This window comes from Collinsella intestinalis, assembly GCF_902364775.2.
Taxonomy (GTDB): domain Bacteria; phylum Actinomycetota; class Coriobacteriia; order Coriobacteriales; family Coriobacteriaceae; genus Collinsella.
The window spans coordinates 414,851-439,713 of the sequence record NZ_CABJEU020000001.1; the positions used below are offsets into that span (position 1 = coordinate 414,851).

Sequence of the window (24,863 nt, forward strand, 5' to 3'; positions counted from 1 at the left end):
AGAAGCTGGACCGCCCGGCGTTCGATACCACTTTTGAAAGGAACACGTTCCATGGAGCATATGATGATCGACCGCGCCAATGGTCGCGCGGCAAACCAGATGCGCACGGTCAACCTCACCCGCGACGTGATGAAGCACGCCCTGGGCTCTTGCTTGGTCGAGTTCGGCGACACCAAGGTGCTGTGCGCCGCCACCATCGAGGAGGGTGTGCCCGGTTGGCGCAAGGCGAGCCATCAGGGCTGGGTCACGGCGGAATATGCCATGTTGCCCGCTTCGACCAATCGACGTACGCGTCGTGAGACGAACAACCGCAAGGGTCGCTCCATGGAGATCGAGCGCCTGATCGGTCGCAGCTTGCGCACCGTTGTGAACATGAAGTCCCTGGGCGAGCACACGGTCACCGTGGACTGCGATGTCATCCAGGCTGATGGCGGGACCCGTACGGCGAGCATCACCGGCGCATGGGTTGCCCTGCACGACGCACTCATGGCCTGGGTCGAGGCCGGCAAGATCGCCCGCCTGCCGCTCACCGGCCAGGTCGCCGCCGTGTCCATGGGCCTGGTGGACGGTTGCGAGCTGCTCGACCTGGATTATTCTGAGGACAGCCATGCCGAGGTCGACATGAACCTCGTGGCCACGGATGCCGGCGAGATCATCGAGATTCAGGGCACCGGTGAGCAGACGCCGTTCGACCGCGCCCGCTTGAACCGCTTGCTCGACCTCGGTGAGCTCGGCATCAAGCAGCTCATCGACCTGCAAAACGAGGTTACTGCTTTCCGCGATTAGCGGGTTTTTGCCGATGTGCATTTGGGGACGGGTGCGTTTTACACATCGGCGAGGCGGCCCGCTCGCAGCCCGCGCGGGCCGCAGCGGGTGTGCGGTTTGCACCCGTCCCCAATTACACATCGAGAGAAAGGCCCCCTATGGCACTTGAGAAGATCGACATCGAGACCCTGGACCCCAAGCGCACTATCGTGGTCGCCACGGGCAACGCGCATAAGCTGACTGAGATCGAGGCAATCTTGAGTCAGGTCTTGCCCGACGTTCGGTTTGTGGCACTCGGTCAGCTGGGAGATTTCGAAGACCCTGAGGAGAACGGCACCACGTTTGTCGAGAACGCGATCATCAAGGCCGAGGCCGCCGTCGCGGCGACGGGCCTGTCGGCCATCGCCGACGATTCCGGCCTGGTGGTGGACGCGCTCAACGGCGAGCCCGGCGTTTACTCTGCGCGCTACGCCGGCACCCATGGTGATGACGAGGCCAACAACGCCAAGCTCCTCGACAAGATGCAGGAGGTAGCGGACGCCGACCGTACGGCGCGCTTCATGAGCGTCGTGGCGCTCATCGACGCCGCAGGCTGCGTCCTCACGGGCACGGGGGCCTGCGAGGGCATGATCGCGCGCGAGGGGCGCGGGCGCTTTGGGTTTGGCTACGACCCGTTGTTCCTGCCCACCGATACGCCCGGCAAGACCATGGCCGAGCTCACGCCCGAGGAGAAGAACGCCATCAGCCATCGCTTCCACGCGCTCGAAGACTTGTCTGCCCAGCTCACGACTGCGGGCGGCGCTCAAGCGCAGGAGTGCTAACCCATGCGTGCCGTCATTCAGCGCGTTGAGCGCGCGAGCGTGACAATCGCCGGGGACGTCGTGGGTAAGATCGGCGCCGGGTACCTGATTTTGCTCGGCGTCGGTCATGCCGATACCCGGGCTGAGGCGGATAAGCTCTGGGGCAAGATCTTCGCCCTGCGCATCAACGATGACGAGGAGGGGAAGACGAACCTCTCGCTTCCCGATGTGGACGGTGAGGTCCTGGTGGTCTCTCAGTTCACGCTGTTCGCCAATTGCAGGAAGGGCCGTCGCCCCTCCTTTGTCGAGGCCGCGCCACCGGCGCAGGCCACCGAGCTCTATGAGTACTTCGTCGACCTCGTCCGTGCCGACGTGGGGCGTGTCCAGACGGGCCGTTTTGGTGCCGATATGCAGGTCGAGCTGGTGAACGACGGACCTTTCACCATCGTCCTCGACACCGACGAGCTCTAATTCGAATGGAGGGCAGGCGCGGGCGCGACGCGCGACGGTTCGCGACCGCTCATGCCCGAATCGGATCGCCTATGGAATTCCTCCTTTTCGCAGTCCGCGATTGGAAGAAATCCATAGGCGATCTTTTATCGGCATAGTCAATCCTGGGCTCATGTCCGATGCGCTGGGCTCATGCTCGATGCGGCCTTGAGAAAGACCTCGTCTCCCTGCTATACTCCAACGCGTTTGTCTATCTTGGGCGCATTCTGTCTATACGGCGCCCTGCTGGAGGCCATAGCATGGAAGAGATGGAAGTCAATCACGTCGCGGAGATCCAGGAGAAGCTGACCGGGATGGTCGGCGACCGCGTGAAGGTCAAGGCCAACATGGGCCGCACCCGCGTCATCGAGCGTATGGGCATCATCAAGAATGTGCATCCTGCCGTCTTCATCATCGAGGTCGATGAGCGTCGCGGCCGCAAGTCCCGTCAGTCGTATCAGTACGTCGACGTTCTGACCGGCACCGTCGAGCTGTTCGACCCCGAGACCGGCGAGCATATCTTCACCCCGTTCGGCACGCAGCTCGAGGAGCACTAAATGCCCGCGCCGAACCCCGCGTTCGACCCGCTTCGCGCGGCGGGCGTCCGCGCCGAAGCCCCCCAGGGCCGCTTCATGCTCATCACCGCCCCGGCGAAGATCAATCTCTATCTGGGCGTTCACGAGCAGACGGATGAGGAGGGCTACCACGGTGTCGACACGGTCATGACAACGTTGGACATCGCCGATACCCTCGCCATCGCGCCGTCCGATCGCCTTATGGTCAAGACGGTCCCGGAGGCCGATTTCCCGCAGGAGAGCAACAGCGCCTATAAGGCCGCCGTCGCGATGGGGGAGGCCTTTGGCCGCGAGCCGAATTTCGCGATTCTCATCGATAAACACATCCCCATCTGCGCCGGCTTGGGCGGCCCGTCCACCGATGCCGCCGCAACCATCATGGGCATCTGCCGTTACTGGGGCGTCGATCCGCGCGATGAGCGCATCGACGCGGTGGCGCGCTCGATCGGCGCAGACGTTCCGTTCTTCCTCTACGGCCCGCCCGCGCACCTCGATGGTCGCGGCGATACGATGCGCGAGATGTTCCGGCCGCTCACCGGCACCCCGGTTGCCCTGGTCAAGCCCATGACGGGCGGTGTCTCCACCGTCGAGGCCTATCGTCGCTTCGACGAGAGCCCGGTGCCTGCGGGCGAGCTCGAGCCCATGCTCGACGCGATGCGCGCCCACGACGAGGACGCCGTTTTCTCACACGTCTCGAACAACCTCGCCCCGGTGGCGCGCGAGCTGTGCCCCGAAATCGGCGAGATTCTCGATTGGCTGCGCGAGCAGCCGGACGTCCGGGCGGTCAATATCTGCGGATCAGGTGCCACCGTTTTTGCCGTCTGCAAAACGCAGATGGCGGCCGAAAAGATCGGCATTGCCGCTATGAAGGAGCACGGATGGTGGGCCCAAGCTGCGAAGATGGAAAAAAGTGGACCTTTTATCGCTGTGGGCTAGCATTGGAAGAAATCTTCTGATACTATAACCGAGCTACGGGTTGTGGCTCAGCTTGGTAGAGCACCGCGTTCGGGACGCGGGGGTCGCTGGTTCAAATCCAGTCAACCCGACCATTGCATTGCAAAGGGTCGCCTTCGGGCGGCCCTTTTTGCGTATCTGCGGGCAAACCTCCTCCCGTGATCATGGGCGGCCGTCCGTACATGAATTCGCTGCCCGCAAGTTCGGCATCGCGTCGCATTCGTAGCCTGCGTTCGCCACCGCCGTCGCGTTCGTCGCCATACATCGTGCGGGGAGGAATATCTTCTCGCAGGTCCAAAAATACCCCATACGCCGCTTACCGACTCTTAACCGAACGGGCCCGTTGCCCGTGTAGAATTGTCAAATGTTGTGCAGAGTCGTGATGGCGGGTTATACTCTTTCGAGCTAGCGCGCGGCGCATATCGCGCATGTCACGCCAAACGGAAAGTTTCTGGAGGAAATGGTATGTTCCCTAAAGGTTTTGAGTGGGTTGTCATCCTCATCGTCGCCCTGCTGATCTTCGGCCCCAAGAACCTGCCGAAGCTCGGCAAGTCCCTGGGCAAGACGGTCAAGAACATCCGTGAGGGCATGTCCGGTGACGACGAGCAGCAGGCCGAGGAGGCCGAGGTCGTCGAGGAGGACGACGAGGTCGCCCAGCTCGAGGCTCAGCTTGCCGAGGCCAAGGCCAAGAAGGAAGCCGCGGCCGCCAAGGACGCCGAGTAACCCGCGTACACAAGGGTTGATCGCGGCCGGTTGACCCGTCAGGGTTCGCCGGTCGCTTTGCTGTTATTTCTGCACACACACGCTAAGAGGGGATCGTCGCATGGACGTAAGCCAGATCGTACTGACTGCCGAGGGCCGCAAGAAGCTCGAGGAGGAGCTCGCGTATCTCGAGGGCGAGAAGAGCCGTGAGATCGTCGAGCACATCAAAGAGGCCCGTGCATTCGGCGACCTTTCCGAGAACGCCGAGTACGATGCCGCCAAGGAGGACCAGGCTCGCAATGCCGCCCGCATCGCCGAGATCCGCGCCACCCTGGCCAACGCTCAGGATGCCGTTGCCGGTTCCAGCATGATCGTCTCCATCGGCAGCGTCGTCACGCTGATCGACGGCGAGGGCGAGGCCTCCGACTTCACCATCGTCGGTACCACCGAGACCAACGTTCTCGAGCACAAGATCTCCAACGAGTCCCCGGTCGGTCGTGCCATCATCGGCCACGGCGAGGGCGAGAGCGTCGAGGTCGTGCTTGCAAACGGCAAGACGCGCGTCTACACCATCGCCAAGATCTCGCGCTAGGGTTCGTTCGAATCCTAGCGCGCAACTCCGCTCCTTGACGCCGCATGGCGCCAGGGGGCGGTTTTCGTTTGAAGCCCCTTCACGGTACGCTTGATGAGCGATTGCCGTGTCGAAGAACAGCCGGGCCACGGTCCGGCACCACGAGAGGAGTCACCGAGATGGCCGAGAACCTCGAAGCCGCCGAGCCCGCCAACATCCTGAACGACGAGCGCGCCCGTCGCCTCGCCGACCGCGCCGCCCTGTACGCCGCTGGCAAGAATCCCTACCCGGAGCGTTCTTCCGTGACCGATCACGCCGCCGACCTGCTCGACCGTTATGAGCATCTCGCCAACGAGGAGGTCGCCTCCGAGACCGTCACCATCGGCGGTCGTGTCGTGGCCAAGCGTGGTCAGGGCAAGATCATGTTCATCGTCGTGCGCGACCCCTCCGCCGACATCCAGCTCTTCTGCCGCGTGAACGATGTGGAGGAGGAGTCCTGGGAGGTTCTGAGGGAGCTCGACCTCGGCGATATCGTCCAGGCGACCGGCCAGGTGACGCGCACCAAGCGCGGCGAGCTCTCCGTCGCTCCGCGCACCGCCCAGCTGCTCTCCAAGGCGGTCCGTCCGCTGCCCGAGAAGTTCCACGGCCTTTCCGACAAGGAGACCCGTTACCGTCAGCGCTACGTCGACCTCATCGTGAACGAGGACGTGCGCGAGACCTTCCGCAAGCGCTCCGCCATCGTCTCCGCCTTCCGCCGCTACATGGAGGACAACGGCTACATGGAGGTCGAGACCCCCATCCTGCAGTCCATTCAGGGCGGCGCCACGGCCAAGCCGTTCATCACGCACTTCAACGCGCTCAACCAGGAGAACTACCTGCGTATCGCCACCGAGCTGCATCTCAAGCGCCTGCTCGTGGGCGGCTATGAGCGCGTGTTCGAGATCGGCCGCATCTTCCGTAACGAGGGTATGGACCTTACCCACAACCCCGAGTTCACGACCATGGAGGCCTATCGCGCCTACTCCGACCTCGAGGGCATGAAGGAGCTCGCCGAGGGCGTCATCAAGGCCGCCGCGCGTGCCATTGGCCTGGAGGGCATGATCGACTACCAGGGCCAGGCCATCGACCTGTTCTCCCCGTGGCCGTCTCGCCCCATGACCGACGTCGTTTCCGAGGTTCTGGGCCGCACCATCACCATCGATACGCCCGTCGAGGAGCTTCGCGCCGCCTGCGACGAGCACGACATCGAGTACAAGCCCGAGTGGACCGCCGGTAAGCTCATTGCCGAGCTGTTCGACGAGCTGGGCGAGGCCATCCTCATCAACCCGACCTTCGTCGTGGATTACCCCGTTGAGGTTTCCCCGCTGGCCAAGCGTCACGAGGACGACCCGCGCCTCACGCACCGCTTCGAGCTCTTCATCGCCGCCCACGAGTACGCCAACGCGTTCTCCGAGCTCAACGACCCGGTCGACCAGGCCGAGCGCTTCGCCGCGCAGATGGAGGAGAAGGCCGGCGGCGACGACGAGGCCATGGAGTACGACGAGGACTACGTGCGCGCCCTCGAGTACGGCATGCCCCCGGCGGGCGGCATCGGCATCGGCATCGACCGCGTGGTCATGCTGCTCACCAACTCCACGTCCATCCGCGACGTCCTGCTGTTCCCGCACATGAAGCCCGAGAAGGGCTCCAAGTCCGGCGCCGCTGCTGCCAAGGCCGCCCAGATGGCCGAGGCCGCGGGTGCCGCGAGCCCGTTCCTCACGCCCATGAAGCCCACGAACGACTACTCCAAGGTGGTCGTCGAGCCGCTGTTCGAGGATTTCGTCGACTTCGATACCTTTGCCAAGAGCGACTTCCGCGCCGTGAAGGTCAAGGACTGCGTGGCCGTTCCCAAGTCCAAGAAGCTGCTGAACTTCACCCTGGACGACGGCTCCGGTACCGACCGCACGATCCTTTCCGGTATTCATGACTACTACGAGCCGGAGGACCTGATCGGCAAGACGCTCATCGCCATCACCAACCTGCCTCCGCGCAAGATGATGGGCATCCCCAGCTGCGGCATGATCATTTCCGCCGTGCACGCCGAGGCCGAGGGCGACGAGACTCCTGAGCGCCTCAACGTGCTGATCGTGGATGATTCCATCCCGGCGGGCGCCAAGCTGTACTAGGTTAGTTTTGCCGTCCTGGCGAACAGCTGCCCCCTGCAGGTTGCCCCAATTCTGAGACAGTCCCCACAACTCAATTTAGGGACAGTCCCTAAATTGAGGCCGCCGACGGATGCTTGAGGCTGACGCTGGATACTTGAGGTTGGCTCTGGGTGCCGAATGGCCTCCGAACGCCGACCGAAGTCAAATGAAAGTCACGTTTCCGCCCCTGGAAACGTGACTTTTGTTATGTCTCGATGAAGGATGGGGTCGGCTGCAGCCGGACCGGGGCTGGTTGCGGTCGCCCCAACGCTGGCTGGGGCCGATTTCGCCCGTCGGACGTGAGCGAGGGGCCTCTCGTCGAGTGCGGACTGGTTTCCTCGGCTGAACTCTGGGAATATATAAGCCGTATGCCTAATGTCCGTACCAGATGCGCCAAGGAGGCACCCATGGACTACAAGATCACCGGCTATGAGCCCGCCAAGCTGTTCCATTACTTCGAGGAGATCAGCGCCATTCCGCGCGAGTCCGGTAACGAGAAGCAGATCAGCGATTACCTGGTGGCGTTCGCCAAGGACCACGGCCTGTGGGTCTATCAGGATGATGTCCATAACGTGATCATCAAGAAGGCCGCCTCCGCCGGTGCCGAGGACAAGCCCGCCGTCATACTGCAGGGCCACATCGATATGGTGTGCGACAAGCTCGGCTCCGTCGAGCACGATTTCACCAAGGACGGCATCGACCTCGTGGTGACCGACGGTGTCCTCACCGCCAACGGCACCACCCTGGGCGCCGACAATGGCATTGCGGTCGCGCTCATGCTCACCGTGCTCGATGACGACTCCCTGGCCCATCCGGCCCTCGAGTGCGTCTTCACTACCGACGAGGAGTCCGGCCTCGTGGGCGCCGAGACCCTCGACAAGTCCCAGATCGACGCCCGCACCATGATCAACCTCGACTCCGAGGAGGAGGGCGTGGCCACCGTCAGCTGCGCCGGCGGCGTCGTTGTTACCTACACCCGACCCATCACGCGCGAGCACAAGTCCGGCAGCGTCCTCACGCTTGAGATCTCCGGCCTTCTTGGCGGTCACTCCGGTGCCGACATCCACCTCGAGCGCGGCAACGGCAACCTCATCATGGCCCGCATCGTCGAGCGCCTCATGATCGCTGGTGAGCCTGCCCTGGTGAGCTTCAACGGCGGCACCAAGGACAACGCCATCAACCGCGAGTGCAAGGTCGAGCTCGTTTACGCCGATCACGCCGCCGCCGAGGCGGGCGCTGAGCTCGCCCGCGAGATCGCCGCGAAGGTCGCCGCCGAGCTCGAGACCTACGACCCCGGTTTCACCTGCGATGTCGTAATTGCCGATGACGCCGAGGTCGAGGCCATCAACGAGGACACCGCGCTCGCCTTTGTGCGCGCCATCCGCCTCGCCCCCAACGGCGTGATGCGCCGCAACCTGGCGGCCGACGGTGCCGTTGACGTCTCCTCCAACATCGGCGTTGTCGCCACGTCCGATGACGAGGCCAAGATCTTGCTGTCTCCGCGTTCCTCCATCACCTCTCTGCAGGAGGAGTTCAAGGATCGCCTGCAGACCCTCGCCGACGTCCTGGGCTTCGACGCCAAGTTCGAGTTCGAGTACCCGGGCTGGAGCTACGCCGAGCACTCCCCGGTGCGTGACGTCTTCCTCGAGAGCTACCGCGAGCTGTTCGACGCCGAGCTTCGCATCGAGTCCATCCACGCGGGCCTTGAGTGCGGTCTGTTCGCCGAGGCCCTCGACGGCCTGGACGCCATCGCCGTCGGTCCGACCCTGAAGGACGTTCACACGCCCGATGAGTCCATGGAGCTCGCCTCCTCCGAGCGCTTCTACACCCTGCTCGTCGACGTGCTCAAGCGCCTCGCCGCCTAATGTCTCAATTGGGGACAGGTACAAACTGAGCCGTCTTCCCTAGGGATGCGAAAGGCCCGCAGCGATGAAGTTCGCTGCGGGCTTTATTCGATATGGGCGCGAGCAGCGGTGCTGTTCCTTGCGTCAGATGTCGCGTTTTGACCTCAATCGGTTATCATGGTGCGCCATTGGGTACACGTTTTTCGATAACACGCCACGAGCATAAACGAGGTAGACGCATGTTGGACCGATTCACCGATCGAGCGCGCAAGGTCATGTCGCTTGCGAAAGAGGAGGCTCGAGCGCTCAAGACCTCCAAGGTCGGCACCGAGCATTTGCTGCTCGCCCTGGCCAAGGAGCAAGAGGGCGTGGCGGCCGAGGCCCTGCGCGATCTCGAGATCACGTACGACGACATCCTCGAGCAGCTGAACGAGATCCATAAGGCCGCACCTTCGGAGCCTGAGCCCGAGGACGCCAAGCTCGCATTCACGCCGCTCGTCATCTCGGTGATGGAGAAGAGCTTCCGCCTGGCGCGCGAGAACAACCAGACCTATGTCTCCACGGAGCACCTGCTACTCGCCATTGTGAGCGAGGGCAACGGCCTGGCCGTGGACATCCTGCGCCGCCTGGGCGTTTCGGGTGCGAGCGTCCGCGGTGCCGTGGAGAAGCTCACGGCCAAGGACCAGGGCAAGCAGCGTCCCCTGGCGGGCGCCGGCTCCGGTCGTCCGGGTGCGGGCCTGCCGTTCTTCGGCGGCGGAGCGCAGGGCCAGACCGGTGGCAAGCCGGAGAGCGTGCTCGCGCAGTTCGGCACCAACCTCACGCAGGAGGCGCGCGAGGGCAAGCTCGATCCGGTCATCGGCCGAGAGAAGGAGATCTCCCGCATGATGGAGATCCTTTCTCGCCGTACCAAGAACAACCCGCTCATCCTGGGTGACCCTGGTGTGGGCAAGACCGCCATCGTCGAGGGCCTGGCGCAGGAGATCTCCGCCGGCAACGTCCCCGAGAACCTCATGGGTCAAAACATCTGGACGCTCGACCTGCCCGGGCTGGTGGCCGGTGCAAAATATCGCGGCGAGTTCGAAGAGCGCCTGAAGAGCGTGATAGCGGAGGCCACCGAGGCCGACGACATCATCTTGTTCATCGATGAGATGCACACGCTGATCGGCGCGGGCTCCGCGGAGGGCTCAATCGACGCGAGCTCCATGCTCAAGCCGGTCCTCGCGCGCGGCGCCTTCCAGATTATCGGCGCCACCACCGCCGAGGAGTTCCGCAAGTACCTGGCAAAGGACCCGGCGTTCGAGCGCCGTTTCCAGGCCATCGACGTGGACGAGCCGGGCGTGCCCGACACCGTGGCGATCCTTACCAAGCTCGCGCCCAAATATGAGGAGCACCACCACGTCCGCTACACGCAGGCGGCCCTTGAGGCGGCGGCGAGCCTCTCGGCCCGCTACATCCAGGACCGCTTCCTGCCCGACAAGGCGATCGACCTCATCGACGAGGCCGGCGCCCGCGCTCGCATCGCGCGCAACAAGGCGCCCGAGCCCGTGCGCGAGGCCGAGGCCCGCGTGGTCGAGCTCAAGGCCACCGTCGAGGAGGCGAGCGCCGCGGACGACATGAACCGCGCCGCCGAGGCCAAGGAACAGCAGCAGGCTGCCGAGATCGCCCTGGGCGAGGCCCGTGCCGCCTGGAACGCCGAGCTTGATGCGAGCCCGGTTGTCATCGATGTGCCCCAGATCGCCGACATCGTCTCGGTGACCTCGGGTGTGCCCGTCTCGTCGCTCACGGAGGACGAGAGCCGTCGCCTGCTCGCCTGCGAGGGCGCGCTCAAGACGCGCATCATCGGGCAGGACGAGGCCGTCGCCGCCGTCGCGAAGGCGATCCGGCGCAGCCGCAGCCCGCTCAAGGACCCGCGTCGTCCCGGCGGTTCCTTCATCTTCCTCGGTCCCACGGGCACCGGCAAGACCGAGCTCGCCAAGACGCTCGCCGAGTACCTGTTCGGCAGCAAAGACGCGCTCATCAGCTTCGACATGTCCGAGTTCGGTAGCCAGTACGAGGTCTCCAAGCTCATCGGTTCGCCCCCGGGCTACGTGGGTCACGAGGAGGGCGGCCAGCTCACCAAGGCCGTGCGCCGAAACCCCTACTCGGTCGTGCTGTTCGACGAGATCGAGAAGGCGCATCCCGATATCTTCAACATCCTGCTGCAGGTGCTCGACGAGGGCCGCCTGACCGACAGCCAGGGCAAGACCGTTGATTTCCGCAACACGGTCGTCATCATGACGAGCAACGTGGGAGCCCGCGAGATCGCGCAGGATTCGAGCGTGGGCTTTGGCACCACGGGGGAGGCCGGTCTTACCGCCGACGAGATCCGCGGCCGTGCGATGGGGGAGCTCAAGCGCCTGTTCCGCCCCGAGTTCATCAACCGCGTGGACGATATCGTGGTGTTCCAGAAGCTCGCCGGGGAGAGCCTCACGCGCATCGCCGAGCTGCTCGTCGACGACCTGCGCCAGCGCTTGATCGCCAACGGGATGAATATCGTGGTGACCGACGCCGCGCTCGACAAGATCGTGCGCGAGGGTACCGACCTTACCAATGGCGCTCGTCCGCTGCGCCGTGCCATCCAGCGCCTCATTGAGGACCCGCTGTCCGAGGAGCTGCTGGCGGGCGAGTGGTCCGCGGGCGATACGGTCCAGTGCGACCTTGCCGACGGCGAGCTTGTGTTCACCCACGTTGCCGGCGAAATCCCCGCTCCTCGTGCGATCGGTGAGCTTGGTGCGGGTTTTGACGCCTCAGCGCCGCGCCGCTCCACGAGCGCCCCGCGCACCGCAAGCACCTCCGGTGGGCTCGTCCAATCGGGCGCCGGCGCGCACTGAGTCATCGGCGCGCGCTGAGTCATGTGAAATTGCGAGCCTCGAGCGGCCAGTCGGATAGATTTCCGGCCGGCCGCTTTGCAGTCGGCTCGTCTGACCCAGCCGTCAACCGCGTCTGTCTGACCCTTTCGTTCCGCAGGCGTGGTGGCATCGTAACTTTTCTGCAAATCTGAAGAGGGCCCTGCGATTCGTGCGACAATAAAATGAGCGAGAAACAAGGGAGGTCCGCCGTGGAACAGAAAAGCACCGACGAGCGCATGAAAGAGGCCGTCCGCCTCACCGCCCCGGGGCAACCGCTGAGGACCGCCCTCGATATGATCATCGCGGGCCACATCGGCGCGCTCATCTGCGTGGGCGATACCGAGGCCGTGCTTGCCGCCGGCAACGATGGCTTTCCGCTGAACATTTCCTTCACGAGCAACCGACTTTTCGAGCTCTCCAAGATGGATGGCGCGATCGTCATCGACGGCGGACTCAACAAGATCCTGCGCGCCAACTTCCACCTGAATCCGGATCCCTCGCTCTCCACGAACGAGACGGGCATGCGCCATCGCACTGCGGCCCGCATGAGCGTGCTCACCGACGCCACGATTATCTCGGTGTCCGAGCGCCGCGGCGTGGTGAACGTCTATGTGGATGGTAAGTCCTATCAGATTCAGCCGGTGACCGAGATCATGAGCTCGGTGAACCAGCTCGTTTCCACGCTGCAGACCACGCGCTCCTCGCTCGACCGGTCGCTCCTGCGCCTCACGGCACTCGAGCTGGACGACTACGTCACGCTGGCCGATATCACGAGCATCTTTTCGAGCTTCGAGATCATGGAGCAGGCCAAGGTGGAGCTCCAGAACTGCATTGCCAAGTTGGGCAACCAGGGAAAGCTCGTGCAGATGCAGCTTGAGCAGCTCGCCGGCGCCGGTATGGAGACCGAATACAGCCTCATGATTCGCGACTATGCGGCCGATGCCTCCGAGGAGAATGCCGAGCGCGTGCGACAGGTGTTTTCGTCGATGTCGGCCCAGGACCTCACGAGTCCCAGCAAGGTCGCCATGGCCCTTGGCTTTGAGGACCTCGACGAGGACTCCGTCATGTCCCCGCTTGGTCTGCGCACCTTGTCGCGCGTATCCGTCGTGCGCGACGGTGTGGCAGAGCGCATCGTGGATGAGTACGGTTCGCTGCAGGATCTTATGGATGACATCAAGAACGATCCTGACCGCTTGGGCAATTTCGGCGTCAACAACCCTGCGATTCTCGCGGATTCGCTCGCGCGGATGCATGGCAGCAAGCGCGAGGCTTAAGGTCCTCGGGTGCTGGGCTGTGCGCTCCGTTGGCCTCGCATGGGGTCGGGGTGTACGGGTTTGATCGATGAAGAGTGCGAGAGGGGCGCGGGTGCGCCTCTTTCGCGTTGAAGGGGAGGGAAGCATGGCCGAGGACATGACGCGCGCCTGCGCGATTATCGTGGCGGGCGGTTCGGGTACGCGTTTTGGCAATCCGGGCGGAAAACTGTTGATCGAAGTCGCCGGTAAGCCGCTCATTACCTGGACGCTCGAGGCGTTTGACGCGGCCGAACGCGTGTCGCGCATTGTTGTGGTGTGCCCACCCGATAAGTCCGATGAAATGCAGCGCCGCGCCGTCGAACCGTATTCGTTCTCGACGGCCATCGCGTTCGCGCCCTCTGGCGCCGAGCGGCAGGATTCAACCCGCAACGGCTTGTTTGCAGTTCCGGCCGACTGCGAGATCGCGCTCGTGCACGACGCCGCCCGTCCGCTGATTTTGCCCGAGACCATCGACGCCGCCATCGAGGCGCTGATTGCCGGAGATGATGCGGGGCCGGATGCCCTTGTGGATGCGGGGGACGCCGAGGCTGCTGGTAATCCCGCGGAGAAGAGCGCCTGCTCGACTGCCGCCGACTTTCGTCGGGGGCATGCTCTTGACGGTGTGGTGTGCGGTCAGCCTGCGGTCGACACGCTTAAGGTCATCGATGAGGCCGGCTGCTTTGTAGAGACCCCGCCGCGCGCTCGGTTCTGGACAGTGCAGACTCCGCAGGTCTTTTGGACTAAATCCCTGATCAGAGCATATGAATGGGTCGATCGCACGGGTTTTGTGGGCACCGATGACGCATCTCTGGTCGAGGGGATGGGCGGCCGCGTGTGCGGGTTCGAGGCCCCGCGCGACAACCTCAAGGTTACGTTGCCCGAGGATCTGGCGCCGGTCGAGGCGGCTCTGCGCGCCCGACTTCGTGGGTGACCATGGCGATGCGTTCGGTTTTGCGGGCTGCTCTTTCGATGTAAGCGCTTCCGCGGCGTTCGATGTTGAGCTGGAGAGTGCTTGTTGAGGTTTTTCGTATCGTATTTCGATATCTTGAAGTAGGCCTTCGATTTCCAGGGCAAAACCGCAGCTTGCGACTGCCTGAAATGGCGGACTATCCGGGATTTCTCAAAAGTGATACGAAAAACCTCAAGAAGACGCCGAGCGATCGCCGAGCTTTCGATTTGAAACGAAAAAGCGTCGCAGGGTATATCCTTAGTCCGTGCATTTTGTGAAATGGGGGGCAGCATGGCATCGAATCTGCGCATTGGCCATGGATACGACGTACACCGCCTGGTGGAGGGGCGCCGCTGCATCATCGGTGGCGTGGATATCCCGCACAGCAAGGGCCTGCTCGGCCACAGTGACGCCGACGTGCTCGCGCACGCCCTGGCCGACGCCATCTTGGGCGCTTGCCGTGGTGGCGACATTGGCAAACTCTTCCCCGATACGGACCCGGCCTACGCCGGGGCCGATTCGCTCAAGCTCCTCGCCGCGGTGATGGAGCATGCCCGCGGCTTGGGCTACGAGTTCATCGATGCCGATTGCACTATCGCTTGTCAGGAGCCCAAGATCGGTCCACACCGCGAGGCCATGCGCGAGAATTTGGCCCGCGCCATCGGCTGCCCGGTCGAAAACATCGGCGTCAAGGCCACGACCACCGAAAAGCTCGGTTGGGAGGGCGAAGGCGAGGGCATAGGCGCCTGGTCCGTTTGCCTCCTCGAGCGATGTAGCTAACAGAAGTGCCCGCGGCGGCCCGTCGCTTTGCCCTATCCCGGGCGTATCCCCGCGCCCGATGAGGTAGAAGTCTGCGCTTCTGCAAGGTAGCCCGCTCGTATAGACTATGCAAGGAAGACAACGATGTGGTCGAGGCGGGGCATATCGTCCGCGCGCAGTTTGCGCATGAGCCGAAGCGTCCCGTGGGCGCTTCGTGCGAGCCAGGACTGTTTGAGCACGGATGATATGCCCCGCCCCGCCCCGGAGGAGATACCCATGAAGATCTACAACAGCGCCACTCATCAAAAAGAGGACTTCCGTCCCATCGAGGAGGGCAAGGTCCGCATGTACGTGTGCGGCCCCACCGTCTACGACAACATCCACATCGGCAACGCCCGCACCTTCATCAGCTTCGACGTGATCCGCCGCTGGCTGATCGCGAGCGGCTACGAGGTGACGTTCGCCCAGAACCTCACCGACGTGGATGACAAGATCATCAACCGCGCCAACGAGCAGGGTCGCACCGCCGAGGAGGTCGCCACCGAGTTCTCCGACAAGTTCATCGGTGTCATGCGCGCCGCCAACGTGCTCGACCCGGATGTGCGCCCCCGCGCCACCAAGGAGATCGGCGCCATGATCGGCATGATCAAGACGCTGATCGAGGGCGGTCACGCCTATGCGGCCGACAACGGCGACGTGTACTTCTCCGTGCGCAGCGACCCATCTTACGGTGAGGTCTCCGGCCGCAATATCGACGACCTCATGGTGGGCGCCCGTATCGAGGAGAACGAGGACAAGCGCGACCCGCTGGACTTCGCCCTGTGGAAGGCCGCCAAGCCCGGCGAGCCTTCCTGGAAGAGCCCGTGGGGCGAGGGCCGTCCCGGCTGGCACACCGAGTGCGCCGCCATGGTGCACCGCTATCTGGGCACCCCCATCGACATCCACGGCGGCGGTTCCGACCTCGCCTTCCCGCATCACGAGAACGAGTGCGCCCAGGCCACCTGCGCCTGGCATGAGGGTTTTGCCAACACCTGGATGCACACGGGCATGCTGCTCGTCGACGGCGAGAAGATGAGCAAGAGCCTGGGCAACTTCTTCACCCTGGCCGAGGTGCTCGAGAAGCACTCCGCCGCCGCCCTTCGCCTGCTCATGCTGCAGACCCACTACCGCAGCCCGCTCGACTTCTCCTGGGAGCGCCTTGAGGGCGCCGAGAACTCGCTCGCGCGCATCGCGGGCACCTGCCGCAACCTCAAGTGGGCGGCCGACCACGCGGAGGGGGAGCCGAACGCCGAGCTCGCCGATGCGCTGACCGCCGCCATGGAAAAGGCCGCCGCCGACTACGAGGCCTGCATGGATGACGACTTCAACACCGCCGGCGCCGTGGCCGCCTACTTCCAGCTCGTGACCGAGGCCAACAAGTATCTCGAGCAGGCCGCCGGCGCCGTGGACGAGGACGCCGCGCGCGTCTGCGCTGCCGTCATCAGCGGTGCGCTCGCGCAGCTGGGTGTCGAGCTTCCCGTGATCGAGGAGCCGCTGCCCGCCGAGCTCGCAGGCGTGGCCGCCGAGCTCGTGGGCTTCGAGGGCGATGACGTGGATGCGGCCGCCGAGGCCATCCTTGCCGCCCGCGCTGCCGCTCGTGCCGCCAAGGACTGGGGCACCGCCGACGCCATCCGCGATCGCCTGAAGGAGCTTGGCCTCGCCATCGAGGACACCGCCGCCGGCTCGCGTATCAAGCGGGCCTAATCCGCGCTTCAATGTGGGGTCAGTCCCCACATTGGGTCAGTCTCCACATTGAGGTGAGCGCCAACGTGAAATGTCGCGCCGCATCCGGGGTGCCCGGGTGCGGCGTGCGTGTGTTATGAGCGCGCGGGCGTGGGGGACGGGTGCATTTTGCGCACCGAGATGTGACAATGTCAGCGAGTGAATCGCTTTGAAAGGGGCCGAGATGGCACAGAAGAAGCGCCCGCAAAAGGGCGGCGATAATCAGGGAAAGCCGAGGCGCGGGGCCGATGCCCGCGCGAAGGGCGCGCAGGGACGCGGGGCTAGGTCTACGGCCCAGCAGCGCATGCCTCAGGCGTCTCGGACCCAGCAGACCGCAGCGCCTCAGCGCCGCGACGTCCACGCCGCCGAGGGTAATTACATCGAGGGGCGCCGTGCCGCGTTTGAGGCGCTGCGAACCGGCTTTCCCATCAAGCGCGCGCTGATCGCGCAGGGTGTGGAGAACGAGCCGGCCATCCGCGACTTGCTCGCCGGCCTTGGCAAGGCGGGCGTGAGCGTCAAGAGTGTGCCCCGCACTCAGCTCGATGCGATCTCGAGCCACGGCGCACATCAAGGCATCGTTCTCGAGGTTGGCAAGTTCCCCTATGCCGACCTCTCCGATATCATCGCCGCCGCACCGGCCGATGCGCCCGCACTCGTGGTGGTGCTCGACCATGTCACCGACGCCGGCAACTTCGGCGCCATCGTGCGCTCTGCCGAGGTTGTGGGTGCGGCCGGCGTGGTGCTTCCCAACAAGCGGTCGGCCGAGGTCACCGTCGCAACGTACAAGACCTCCGCAGGAGCCGTCATGCACCTGCCCATTGCGCAGGTTCCCAACATTGCCCGTGCTCTCGAGGACCTCAAGTCCGCCGGATTTTGGGTCGGCGGCGCCACCGAGCACGCGGAGGATGTGTGCTGGGATGCCCCGTTTGAGGGCCGCGTGGCGCTCGTCATGGGGTCGGAGGGCGACGGTATCTCCCGACTGGTGCTCGATACCTGTGACTTCACCACCAAGTTGCCGCAGCGCGGGGAGACCGAGAGCCTCAATGTCGCGCAGGCCGCCACGGCCCTGTGCTTCGAATGGATGCGCCGCAACCGCGACTCACTAGCCTAGGAGCGCCCCATATCGCGGGCGTAAAATTTGCAGACACCGGAGATCTCCGAACGGAAGTAGAGGAAACGGGTCGTGACGAAGAAGAATCGACAGAAGTCAAAGGCCAAGCGTTTTGGCGAAGGTTCGGCCAAGCCGATCGTCGATGCCAGCACCTATGGTGTGGGCAATGCGTTCGCAGGTCTCGGCGCTTCGAGCACGCCCGTGCCGCCTCGCGGCGCTCGCTCGGGCAAGAAGGAGTTGCTCGTGGTCGACGGTTACAACGTCATCCACGCCACGCCGAAGTACGAGCGGCTCATGTTCGACCGCGGCGATCACCCTTATTCCAGCGATGTGTATGAGCGCGCCAGAACGGCCCTGATCGGCGACGTGGCCGCGTTTGCGGGCCGACAGTACGAGGCGGTCGTGGTGTTCGACGCCGCGGGCAACGTGTCGCCCGATCGCCCGAATCTTCCGCAGGGCGGCGTGCGCATCGAGTTCTCACCCACAGGCGTGACGGCAGATACGGTGATCCAGGATCTGTGCACCCGTGCGCGCGAGGAGGGGAGGGCCTGCTCGGTGGTGACAAGCGACGCGATGATCCAGGCAACCGTCATGGGCCATGGCGTGACGCGCGTCTCGGCTCGTATGCTCGTGGAGGAGATCGAGGATATGAACCGCGATTTCGAGCGCGCCCGCGAGGAGAACGTGGACATCAAGTTGACGCTCGGGAGCCGATTGAGCCCCGAATCCCTCGCCAAGCTGCAATCCTTGCGCGGCCGTTAGAGCTCGGCTATCCTAAACAAGCTTTGCGCGCCTGCGGCGCCCAAAGTGCCAGCGTGGCTCAACGGTAGAGCAACGGATTTGTAATCCGTTGGTTGCGGGTTCGATTCCTGTCGCTGGCTCCATAGAATGAAGAAGCCCGGTTCCCCAGCGGAACCGGGCTTTTTTCAACAAGTCGATGGGAATCGAACTCGATTGCGGACAGGCAATTGGATAGTGCTGCATCACGCAAAAGTAGAACCTGGTGATTTGAGACTTAAAAGAGAAAGGGCTATGTCGTCATATGTCGAACACAAGCAGATTGAGCCATCTACCTGCATTGCGATACGCCCGGGCACGTGTATATAAAACCTTTTGTTGACACGCTTACTTGCCACGTTCTATTATTCACTTCGCTCGAGCACAGAGCACCGCAAAAATGCAGCTTCGTGCGAGAGTTTGACAATGACTGGGGATGTGGCACAGCGGCAACTGCGGCGGACTGTAAATCCGCTCCCTCTGGGTTCATAGGTTCGAGTCCTATCATCCCCACCAGTCAGGCCTGTATAGCTCAGTCGGTAGAGCACTTCGTTGGTAACGAAGAGGTCACCAGTTCAAGTCTGGTTGCAGGCTCCATCTGGCGGTGTAGCTCAGTTGGTCAGAGCGCACGGTTCATACCCGTGTTGTCACTGGTTCGAATCCAGTCACCGCTACCAGGTAACTATGGCGGCTTCCGAGGAAACGAGGAGGCCGCTTAAGTTAAGTAGGGACTTGCTCCAAAAGGGAGCAACCTTTTCCAGAAGGAGGGCTTCATGGCCAAGGAAAAGTTTGAGCGCACTAAGCCGCATGTTAACATCGGCACCATCGGTCACGTTGACCACGGTAAGACGACCCTGACCGCCGCCATCACCAAGACTCTGTCTGAGACTGAGGGCTGCAAGGCCGACTTCACCGCCTTCGAGAACATCGACAAGGCTCCCGAGGAGCGCGAGCGCGGCATCACGATCTCCGTCTCCCACGTCGAGTACGAGACTGCCAGCCGTCACTACGCTCACGTTGACTGCCCCGGCCACGCCGACTACGTCAAGAACATGATCTCCGGTGCTGCTCAGATGGACGGCGCTATCCTGGTTATCGCCGCCACCGACGGCCCGATGGCCCAGACCCGCGAGCACATCCTGCTCGCCCGTCAGGTCGGCGTTCCTTACATCGTCGTTTTCCTGAACAAGTGCGACATGGTCGACGACGACGAGCTCATCGACCTCGTCGAGATGGAGACCCGCGACCTGCTCTCCGAGTACGAGTTCCCGGGCGACGATCTGCCGATCGTCCGCGGCTCCGCCCTCGGCGCCCTCAACGGCGAGGAGAAGTGGATGGACTCCATCCGCGAGCTCATGAATGCCGTTGACGAGTACATCCCCACGCCTGAGCGCGATAACGAGAAGCCCTTCCTCATGGCCGTCGAGGACGTCATGACCATTTCCGGTCGTGGTACCGTCGCCACCGGTCGTGTCGAGCGCGGCGAGCTCAAGCTCAACGACAACGTCGAGATCGTCGGCATCAAGGAGACCAAGTCCACGGTCTGCACCGGCATCGAGATGTTCCGTAAGTCCATGGACTTCTGCGAGGCTGGCGACAACGTCGGCCTGCTGCTCCGCGGCATCAAGCGCGAGGAGATCGAGCGCGGCCAGGTTCTGTGCAAGCCGGGTTCCGTTACCCCTCACACCAAGTTCACCGGTGAGATCTACGTCCTGACCAAGGACGAGGGTGGCCGTCACACCCCGTTCTTCGATGGTTACCGTCCTCAGTTCTACTTCCGTACCACTGACGTGACCGGTTCCGTCCGTCTGCCCGAGGGCACCGAGATGGCCATGCCTGGTGACCACATCACCATCACCGGCGAGCTCATCCACCCGATCGCCATGGAGGAGGGCCTGCGCTTCGCTATCCGCGAGGGTGGCCACACCGTGGGTTCCGGTATCGTCTCCACCATCATCGAGTAACTTCGGTTACCCGCTGATCTAGGCGTACTTGTAGGACCCGGCGCCGCAATTGGTGCCGGGTCCTTTTTCTGCCAGCCTTTACACTCGTGATTGGCTCGGCAAGGCGGCATTCCCGTATCTGCGCTGCCCCTTGATCGCTTTCTTTCTTCTGAGTTGCGTTCAAGTTGTGAATCTCGTTTGCAGAATAGATACGGTAATACCGTTGGCATTGACATCACATGATGGTCGATGGTAATGTTAGCGACCGTGCCCGTAGGGGCGGTAAATGGAGGTTTAGATACATGCGCACTATGGTTACCCTGGCTTGCACTGAGTGCAAGCGTCGTAATTACACGACCACCAAGAACAAGGCCAACATGCCTGATCGCATGGAGATCAAGAAGTACTGCCCTTGGTGCAAGAAGCACACGCTGCACAAAGAGACTCGCTAGTCTCTAAGCATACACGCCAGTAGTTCAATTGGTAGAGCAACGGTCTCCAAAACCGTCTGTTGAGGGTTCGAGTCCTTCCTGGCGTGCCAGTCTGTAATCGTAAGCCTCCTCGTGAGGCTTACGTTTTCTAAAGTCTAGGCGCAAACGCGCGGAGGTAAGCCACAATGGCCAACAACAAGAGCACCAAGAAGTCCGCTCAGAAGAAGACCGAGAAAAAGCACGGTCTGATCGCTCGCGGCAAGGCGTATCTGGCTTCTGTGCGCTCCGAGATGAAGCGCGTCGTGTGGCCCACTAAGAACGAGCTCGTCAACTACACGGTCGCGGTGTGCGCTTCGCTCATCGTTGTCGGTGTGACCATCGCGCTCCTCGACCTTGTCATCGGTCAGGGCCTCGTGCTCTTCGCAAGCCTGAGGGGGTAAGCAGATGTCCAAGCGTTGGTACGTCGTTCACACCTATTCCGGATACGAGAACCGCGTCAAATCCGATCTCGAACACCGCATCGAGACCATGGGCATGCAGGATCGTATCTTCGATATCCAGATCCCGACCGAGCATGTCACCGAGCTCAAAGAGGGTGGCAAGCGCGACGAGAAGGACGTCAAGATTTTCCCCGGCTATGTCCTCGTCCGTATGGAGATGGACGACGATGCCTGGACGTGCGTCCGCAACACCCCTGGTGTCACCGGTTTCCTCGGCGGCAGCGGCAAGCCCGCTCCGCTTTCCCGCGATGAGTACAACAAGATGATGCGCAAGACTGACAAGGGTTCTTCCGCTCCCAAGCGCGCTGTCGTGGATATCGAGGTTGATACTTCGATTCGCGTCACTAACGGTCCGCTCGCCGACTTCGACGGCAAGGTCTCCGAGGTTATGCCCGAGCAGGGCAAGGTCAAGGTCACGCTCCTCATCTTTGGCCGCGAGACGCCGGTCGAGCTTGGGTTCGAGCAGATTGAGGTCATCGCCTAGTTTCCGTGTTTGTCCGCGTGCCGCGCTTCGAGTCCGACCGCTCATCGGAACTCGTGCTTCTAACGCGAATGCGCTGACGATATATAGCTTTTTACGTTCATTCGTTGTTAAGGAAGGTGTGAGATGGCAGAGAAGAAGATTGCCACCGTCATCAAGCTTCAGATTCCGGCCGGCAAGGCCAACCCGGCTCCTCCCGTGGGCCCCGCCCTCGGTGCCGCCCAGGTCAACATCATGCAGTTCTGCCAGGCTTTCAACGCCGCCACGCAGGACAAGATGGGTGACATCATCCCGGTCGTCATCACCGTCTTCGAGGATCGTTCCTTCGACTTCGTGTGCAAGACCCCGCCTGCGGCTCACCTGATCAAGAAGGAGCTCGGTCTTAAGGGCGGCTCCGCCGTTCCTCAGCGCGACAAGGTCGGCCAGCTCACCGACGAGCAGCTCACCAAGATCGCCGAGATCAAGATGCCCGACCTCAATGCCAACGACATTGACGCCGCCAAGAAGATCGTTGCCGGCACCGCCCGCTCCATGGGCGTCACCATCGCCGAGTAACGCGCATCTCATCGCATTTCAGTAACTCTCGTGCCACAAGGGCACGTGAACGATGTGGGAGGGTTTTCCCGCTTGTACCACAGGAGGTAATGACATGGCTACCAAGCATGGCAAGAAGTTCCGTGAGGCCGCCGCTAAGGTTGACCGAGCTGCCGTCTACACGCCGCTCGAGGCCGTCAAGCTCGTGAAGGAGCTTGCTAACGCCAAGTTCGACGAGACCGTTGAGGCTCACTTCCGCCTCGGCATCGACACCCGTAAGGCCGATCAGAACATCCGTGGCTCCATCTCTCTGCCCCACGGCACCGGCAAGACCGTCCGCGTCGCCGTCTTCGCCGAGGGCGCTCAGGCCGAGCAGGCTGCTGAGGCCGGCGCCGATGTCATCGGTTCCGACGAGCTCATCGCTCAGATCCAGAAGGGCGAGATCAACTTCGACGCCGCCATCGCCACCCCGATGATGATGGCCAAGGTTGGTCGCATCGGTAAGATCCTCGGTCCCCGTGGCCTCATGCCGAACCCCAAGCTCGGCACCGTGACCATGGACGTCGTCAAGATGGTCTCCGAGCTCAAGGCTGGCCGCGTTGAGTATCGTGCCGACCGTTACGGCATCTGCCACGTTCCGCTGGGTCGCGTCTCCTTCGATGAGCAGAAGCTCGTTGAGAACTACGCTGCCCTCTACACCGAGATCCTGCGCGTCAAGCCGGCTTCCGCCAAGGGCAAGTACGTCAAGAGCATCTCTGTGTCCTCCACGATGGGCCCTGGCGTCAAGGTCGACTCCGCCGTCCAGCGCAACTTCATGGAGGCCTAAGCGATACTTCGCTTAACTCATTTGACTCGGAAACCCGGTTCGCCTCGTGCGAGCCGGGTTTTTCTTTTAGATCTTCAAAGATCGGGCTGAATATCTGGAATGCCCCATGCGACTAACAGGAAGAGCGATCTCCTCTGAGTGTTTCCTAAATATATATCTGAAACAGTACATCGACAGACATAGTACTGTGTGATACAGTTACCTCAACGTCAAGCAAGGGGAGGTGACCGATATGGCGAGCCGTGATGCCGTGAGCGATCTGATTCGAGGCAATATCGACGCCATCATTCTCAAAACACTGTCGAAGGGCGACAGCTATGGGTATGAGATTCTCAAATCGATTGGCACCGCGAGTTTGGGCGAGTATGAGATGAAGGAGCCTTCTCTCTACACGAGCCTCAAACGTCTCGAGGGTCAAAAGTTCGTTGAGAGCTTTTGGGGAAACGAGACGCAGGGCGCGCGTCGAAAATACTATCGGCTGACGGATGCCGGTGCTCAGGAGCTTGTCGAGGCAACTGAGCGTTGGGAGCGCGTCCGTGGAATCATTGACCGACTGTTGATCATGGATGGGAGCGAACAATGAATGAGCTTCGCATGTACGTTGAGCACCTGTTCGAAGGCAAGGTGCTTACTCCTGAGAACATCGAGCTAAAAGAAGAGATCTACGGCAATCTCGTTGCCCGCTACGAGGATTTGATCGCCGAGGGTGTTTCTGAAGAAGAGGCTCTCGAGCACACTAAGCAAAGCATGTCGAGTCTGGATGAAATCGATGAAGACATGGCATCTGATGATCCTTCGACTATCTCTTCTGCGGCCGCACAGGCCGAGGGCGCCGCTCAGGCAGATAGCTTTGTACAGACTGAGGAAAGCACGCAGCCTGACGTTACTTTGGCCGATGGTACCAAGGTTATTCCCGTGTCGGATGTTGAGGTCTCTGGGGAACAGGCTGTCCCTGAGCCGCAGCCTGAGAAGACCTTGGACACCGGCAAGGTTCTTAAGTACGGCTTGATCGCGTTTGCGCTCATTGTTCTTCTTGGAATCGGCGCCAAGCTCATGTTGGGATGTGTCGATGATGCGGCAGAGCGCGGGGAGGACCAGGCCTCCGTTGTCCAGGTCGATCCTTCGCCTTCGCCGCAGGGAAGCTCCAATTCGCAGGGGGCTGATGCGAATGCGGCTGACAATGCCATCACCGTTGATGAGAATGGTCGTGCGTGGATGGAGGGTGAGCCGGGGGATGAGCTGCTTGCCGCGGTTGTAGGGGCGACGTACTCCGATGCGACTCCCTATGTCGATACGAAGCTCGAGGATGCCGCTACGGTTGAGACTCTGTTGCATACGCTGCCGCTCGGCGATCTTGCCACGGATATCGACGTCACGAAGGGCTCGGGCGTGCTCAGCCTTGCGTACCGTGAAGTTCCCGAGGCATACGATGGCGATTCTGTCGATGTGACCCTCGCCTACAACGTCGCGGTGCTGTTCAGCACCATGCCGCTCGTAAATGAGATTCAGGTCACTGTCGCTGAGCAGGGCGAGCCGATGGATGAAAGCTACTATGTCTTCACGCGCGATGACGTTCAGGGCGCCTACGGTGTCATGCTCTCTCGTGAGATGGTGAACGAGAGTGGCTGGCGTCAGATCAAGGACGATCACCTCTACGCCCGCAAGTTCGCGGAGCGCTTGGTTGAGAAGGCTGAGCGCGAGTGGCGATAGGGTCCCAGTCAAACATGA

24 protein-coding genes and 6 tRNA genes are annotated in these 24,863 nt (G+C 62.4%); all 30 read left to right on the forward strand.

All coding sequences use genetic code 11. The features are described 5' to 3' along the window. Nucleotides 1-51: 51 nt before the first annotated feature. The 30 genes from rph to FY258_RS01840 all read left to right on the forward strand — a co-directional run bounded on the left by rph (nucleotide 52) and on the right by FY258_RS01840 (nucleotide 24,845). A complete protein-coding gene (gene rph / locus FY258_RS01695) occupies nucleotides 52-786 on the forward strand; it encodes a ribonuclease PH (protein ID WP_006723126.1) in 735 nt (244 codons plus the stop codon). A gap of 137 nt (nucleotides 787-923) precedes the next feature. Further along, nucleotides 924-1,586 carry an RdgB/HAM1 family non-canonical purine NTP pyrophosphatase gene (rdgB, locus tag FY258_RS01700; protein WP_118102625.1) on the forward strand — a complete coding sequence of 221 codons (663 nt, stop codon included), beginning with the start codon at nucleotides 924-926 and terminating at the stop codon, nucleotides 1,584-1,586. Nucleotides 1,587-1,589: 3 nt separating this feature from the next. Continuing rightward, a complete protein-coding gene (dtd, locus tag FY258_RS01705; protein ID WP_006723124.1) occupies nucleotides 1,590-2,036 on the forward strand; it encodes a D-aminoacyl-tRNA deacylase in 447 nt (148 codons plus the stop codon). A 278-nt stretch (nucleotides 2,037-2,314) separates the two neighbouring features. Beyond that, nucleotides 2,315-2,611 carry a Veg family protein gene (locus tag FY258_RS01710; RefSeq protein ID WP_118102627.1) on the forward strand — a complete coding sequence of 99 codons (297 nt, stop codon included), beginning with the start codon at nucleotides 2,315-2,317 and terminating at the stop codon, nucleotides 2,609-2,611. Next, a complete protein-coding gene (gene ispE / locus FY258_RS01715) occupies nucleotides 2,612-3,565 on the forward strand; it encodes a 4-(cytidine 5'-diphospho)-2-C-methyl-D-erythritol kinase (RefSeq protein ID WP_182279365.1) in 954 nt (317 codons plus the stop codon). Nucleotides 3,566-3,601: 36 nt separating this feature from the next. Beyond that, nucleotides 3,602-3,678: transfer RNA gene (locus FY258_RS01720), tRNA-Pro, on the forward strand. 370 nt (nucleotides 3,679-4,048) lie between these two features. Further along, nucleotides 4,049-4,306, forward strand: a complete 258-nt coding sequence (tatA, locus tag FY258_RS01725) for a twin-arginine translocase TatA/TatE family subunit (RefSeq protein WP_118102629.1) — start codon at nucleotides 4,049-4,051, stop codon at nucleotides 4,304-4,306. Nucleotides 4,307-4,406: 100 nt separating this feature from the next. After that, entirely contained in the window at nucleotides 4,407-4,877 is a 471-nt protein-coding gene (gene greA / locus FY258_RS01730) for a transcription elongation factor GreA (protein ID WP_006723120.1), read from the forward strand. A 158-nt stretch (nucleotides 4,878-5,035) separates the two neighbouring features. After that, nucleotides 5,036-7,021 (forward strand): lysine--tRNA ligase, encoded by a 1,986-nt coding sequence (gene lysS / locus FY258_RS01735; protein ID WP_118102631.1) that lies wholly within the window; start codon nucleotides 5,036-5,038, stop codon nucleotides 7,019-7,021. A 425-nt stretch (nucleotides 7,022-7,446) separates the two neighbouring features. Then, the gene (locus FY258_RS01740; protein ID WP_118102633.1) at nucleotides 7,447-8,904 is read left to right on the forward strand and encodes an aminoacyl-histidine dipeptidase; all 1,458 of its coding nucleotides are present in this window, start codon (nucleotides 7,447-7,449) and stop codon (nucleotides 8,902-8,904) included. A 218-nt stretch (nucleotides 8,905-9,122) separates the two neighbouring features. Continuing rightward, nucleotides 9,123-11,753, forward strand: coding sequence for an ATP-dependent Clp protease ATP-binding subunit (locus FY258_RS01745; protein ID WP_118102635.1), 2,631 nt, complete (start codon nucleotides 9,123-9,125; stop codon nucleotides 11,751-11,753). 227 nt (nucleotides 11,754-11,980) lie between these two features. Further along, entirely contained in the window at nucleotides 11,981-13,045 is a 1,065-nt protein-coding gene (disA, locus tag FY258_RS01750) for a DNA integrity scanning diadenylate cyclase DisA (RefSeq protein WP_118102637.1), read from the forward strand. 124 nt (nucleotides 13,046-13,169) lie between these two features. After that, complete coding sequence (locus tag FY258_RS01755; protein ID WP_118102639.1) at nucleotides 13,170-13,994, forward strand: IspD/TarI family cytidylyltransferase; 825 nt, start codon at nucleotides 13,170-13,172, stop codon at nucleotides 13,992-13,994. Between the two features lie 309 nt (nucleotides 13,995-14,303). Beyond that, nucleotides 14,304-14,792 carry a 2-C-methyl-D-erythritol 2,4-cyclodiphosphate synthase gene (gene ispF / locus FY258_RS01760; protein WP_118102641.1) on the forward strand — a complete coding sequence of 163 codons (489 nt, stop codon included), beginning with the start codon at nucleotides 14,304-14,306 and terminating at the stop codon, nucleotides 14,790-14,792. A gap of 255 nt (nucleotides 14,793-15,047) precedes the next feature. Further along, on the forward strand, nucleotides 15,048-16,514 hold the full coding sequence (cysS, locus tag FY258_RS01765) for a cysteine--tRNA ligase (protein WP_118102643.1): 1,467 nt from the start codon (nucleotides 15,048-15,050) through the stop codon (nucleotides 16,512-16,514). 202 nt (nucleotides 16,515-16,716) lie between these two features. Further along, nucleotides 16,717-17,643, forward strand: coding sequence for a 23S rRNA (guanosine(2251)-2'-O)-methyltransferase RlmB (gene rlmB / locus FY258_RS01770; protein ID WP_118102645.1), 927 nt, complete (start codon nucleotides 16,717-16,719; stop codon nucleotides 17,641-17,643). A 72-nt stretch (nucleotides 17,644-17,715) separates the two neighbouring features. Then, nucleotides 17,716-18,405 carry an NYN domain-containing protein gene (locus FY258_RS01775; protein ID WP_118102647.1) on the forward strand — a complete coding sequence of 230 codons (690 nt, stop codon included), beginning with the start codon at nucleotides 17,716-17,718 and terminating at the stop codon, nucleotides 18,403-18,405. A gap of 47 nt (nucleotides 18,406-18,452) precedes the next feature. Next, nucleotides 18,453-18,527, forward strand: a tRNA-Thr gene (locus tag FY258_RS01780). Nucleotides 18,528-18,852: 325 nt separating this feature from the next. Further along, nucleotides 18,853-18,936: transfer RNA gene (locus FY258_RS01785), tRNA-Tyr, on the forward strand. A gap of 5 nt (nucleotides 18,937-18,941) precedes the next feature. Then, nucleotides 18,942-19,017: transfer RNA gene (locus tag FY258_RS01790), tRNA-Thr, on the forward strand. Between the two features lie 3 nt (nucleotides 19,018-19,020). Then, nucleotides 19,021-19,097: transfer RNA gene (locus FY258_RS01795), tRNA-Met, on the forward strand. A gap of 96 nt (nucleotides 19,098-19,193) precedes the next feature. Continuing rightward, a complete protein-coding gene (gene tuf, locus FY258_RS01800; protein ID WP_006723109.1) occupies nucleotides 19,194-20,384 on the forward strand; it encodes an elongation factor Tu in 1,191 nt (396 codons plus the stop codon). A 281-nt stretch (nucleotides 20,385-20,665) separates the two neighbouring features. Then, nucleotides 20,666-20,815: a 50S ribosomal protein L33 gene (gene rpmG, locus FY258_RS01805; RefSeq protein ID WP_006720939.1), complete on the forward strand. Its 150-nt coding sequence runs from the start codon at nucleotides 20,666-20,668 to the stop codon at nucleotides 20,813-20,815. Between the two features lie 13 nt (nucleotides 20,816-20,828). Beyond that, nucleotides 20,829-20,904, forward strand: a tRNA-Trp gene (locus tag FY258_RS01810). A 75-nt stretch (nucleotides 20,905-20,979) separates the two neighbouring features. After that, nucleotides 20,980-21,234 (forward strand): preprotein translocase subunit SecE, encoded by a 255-nt coding sequence (secE, locus tag FY258_RS01815; protein WP_118102649.1) that lies wholly within the window; start codon nucleotides 20,980-20,982, stop codon nucleotides 21,232-21,234. Between the two features lie 4 nt (nucleotides 21,235-21,238). Then, on the forward strand, nucleotides 21,239-21,778 hold the full coding sequence (gene nusG, locus FY258_RS01820) for a transcription termination/antitermination protein NusG (RefSeq protein ID WP_118102650.1): 540 nt from the start codon (nucleotides 21,239-21,241) through the stop codon (nucleotides 21,776-21,778). A 123-nt stretch (nucleotides 21,779-21,901) separates the two neighbouring features. Next, a complete protein-coding gene (gene rplK, locus FY258_RS01825) occupies nucleotides 21,902-22,330 on the forward strand; it encodes a 50S ribosomal protein L11 (protein WP_006723104.1) in 429 nt (142 codons plus the stop codon). Between the two features lie 94 nt (nucleotides 22,331-22,424). Continuing rightward, nucleotides 22,425-23,135, forward strand: coding sequence for a 50S ribosomal protein L1 (gene rplA / locus FY258_RS01830; protein ID WP_118102652.1), 711 nt, complete (start codon nucleotides 22,425-22,427; stop codon nucleotides 23,133-23,135). Between the two features lie 232 nt (nucleotides 23,136-23,367). Then, on the forward strand, nucleotides 23,368-23,718 hold the full coding sequence (locus FY258_RS01835; RefSeq protein WP_006723102.1) for a PadR family transcriptional regulator: 351 nt from the start codon (nucleotides 23,368-23,370) through the stop codon (nucleotides 23,716-23,718). Next, nucleotides 23,715-24,845, forward strand: a complete 1,131-nt coding sequence (locus FY258_RS01840; RefSeq protein ID WP_147350709.1) for a permease prefix domain 1-containing protein — start codon at nucleotides 23,715-23,717, stop codon at nucleotides 24,843-24,845. Before FY258_RS01835 ends, FY258_RS01840 begins: the two co-directional genes overlap by 4 nt. Nucleotides 24,846-24,863 lie beyond the last annotated feature (18 nt).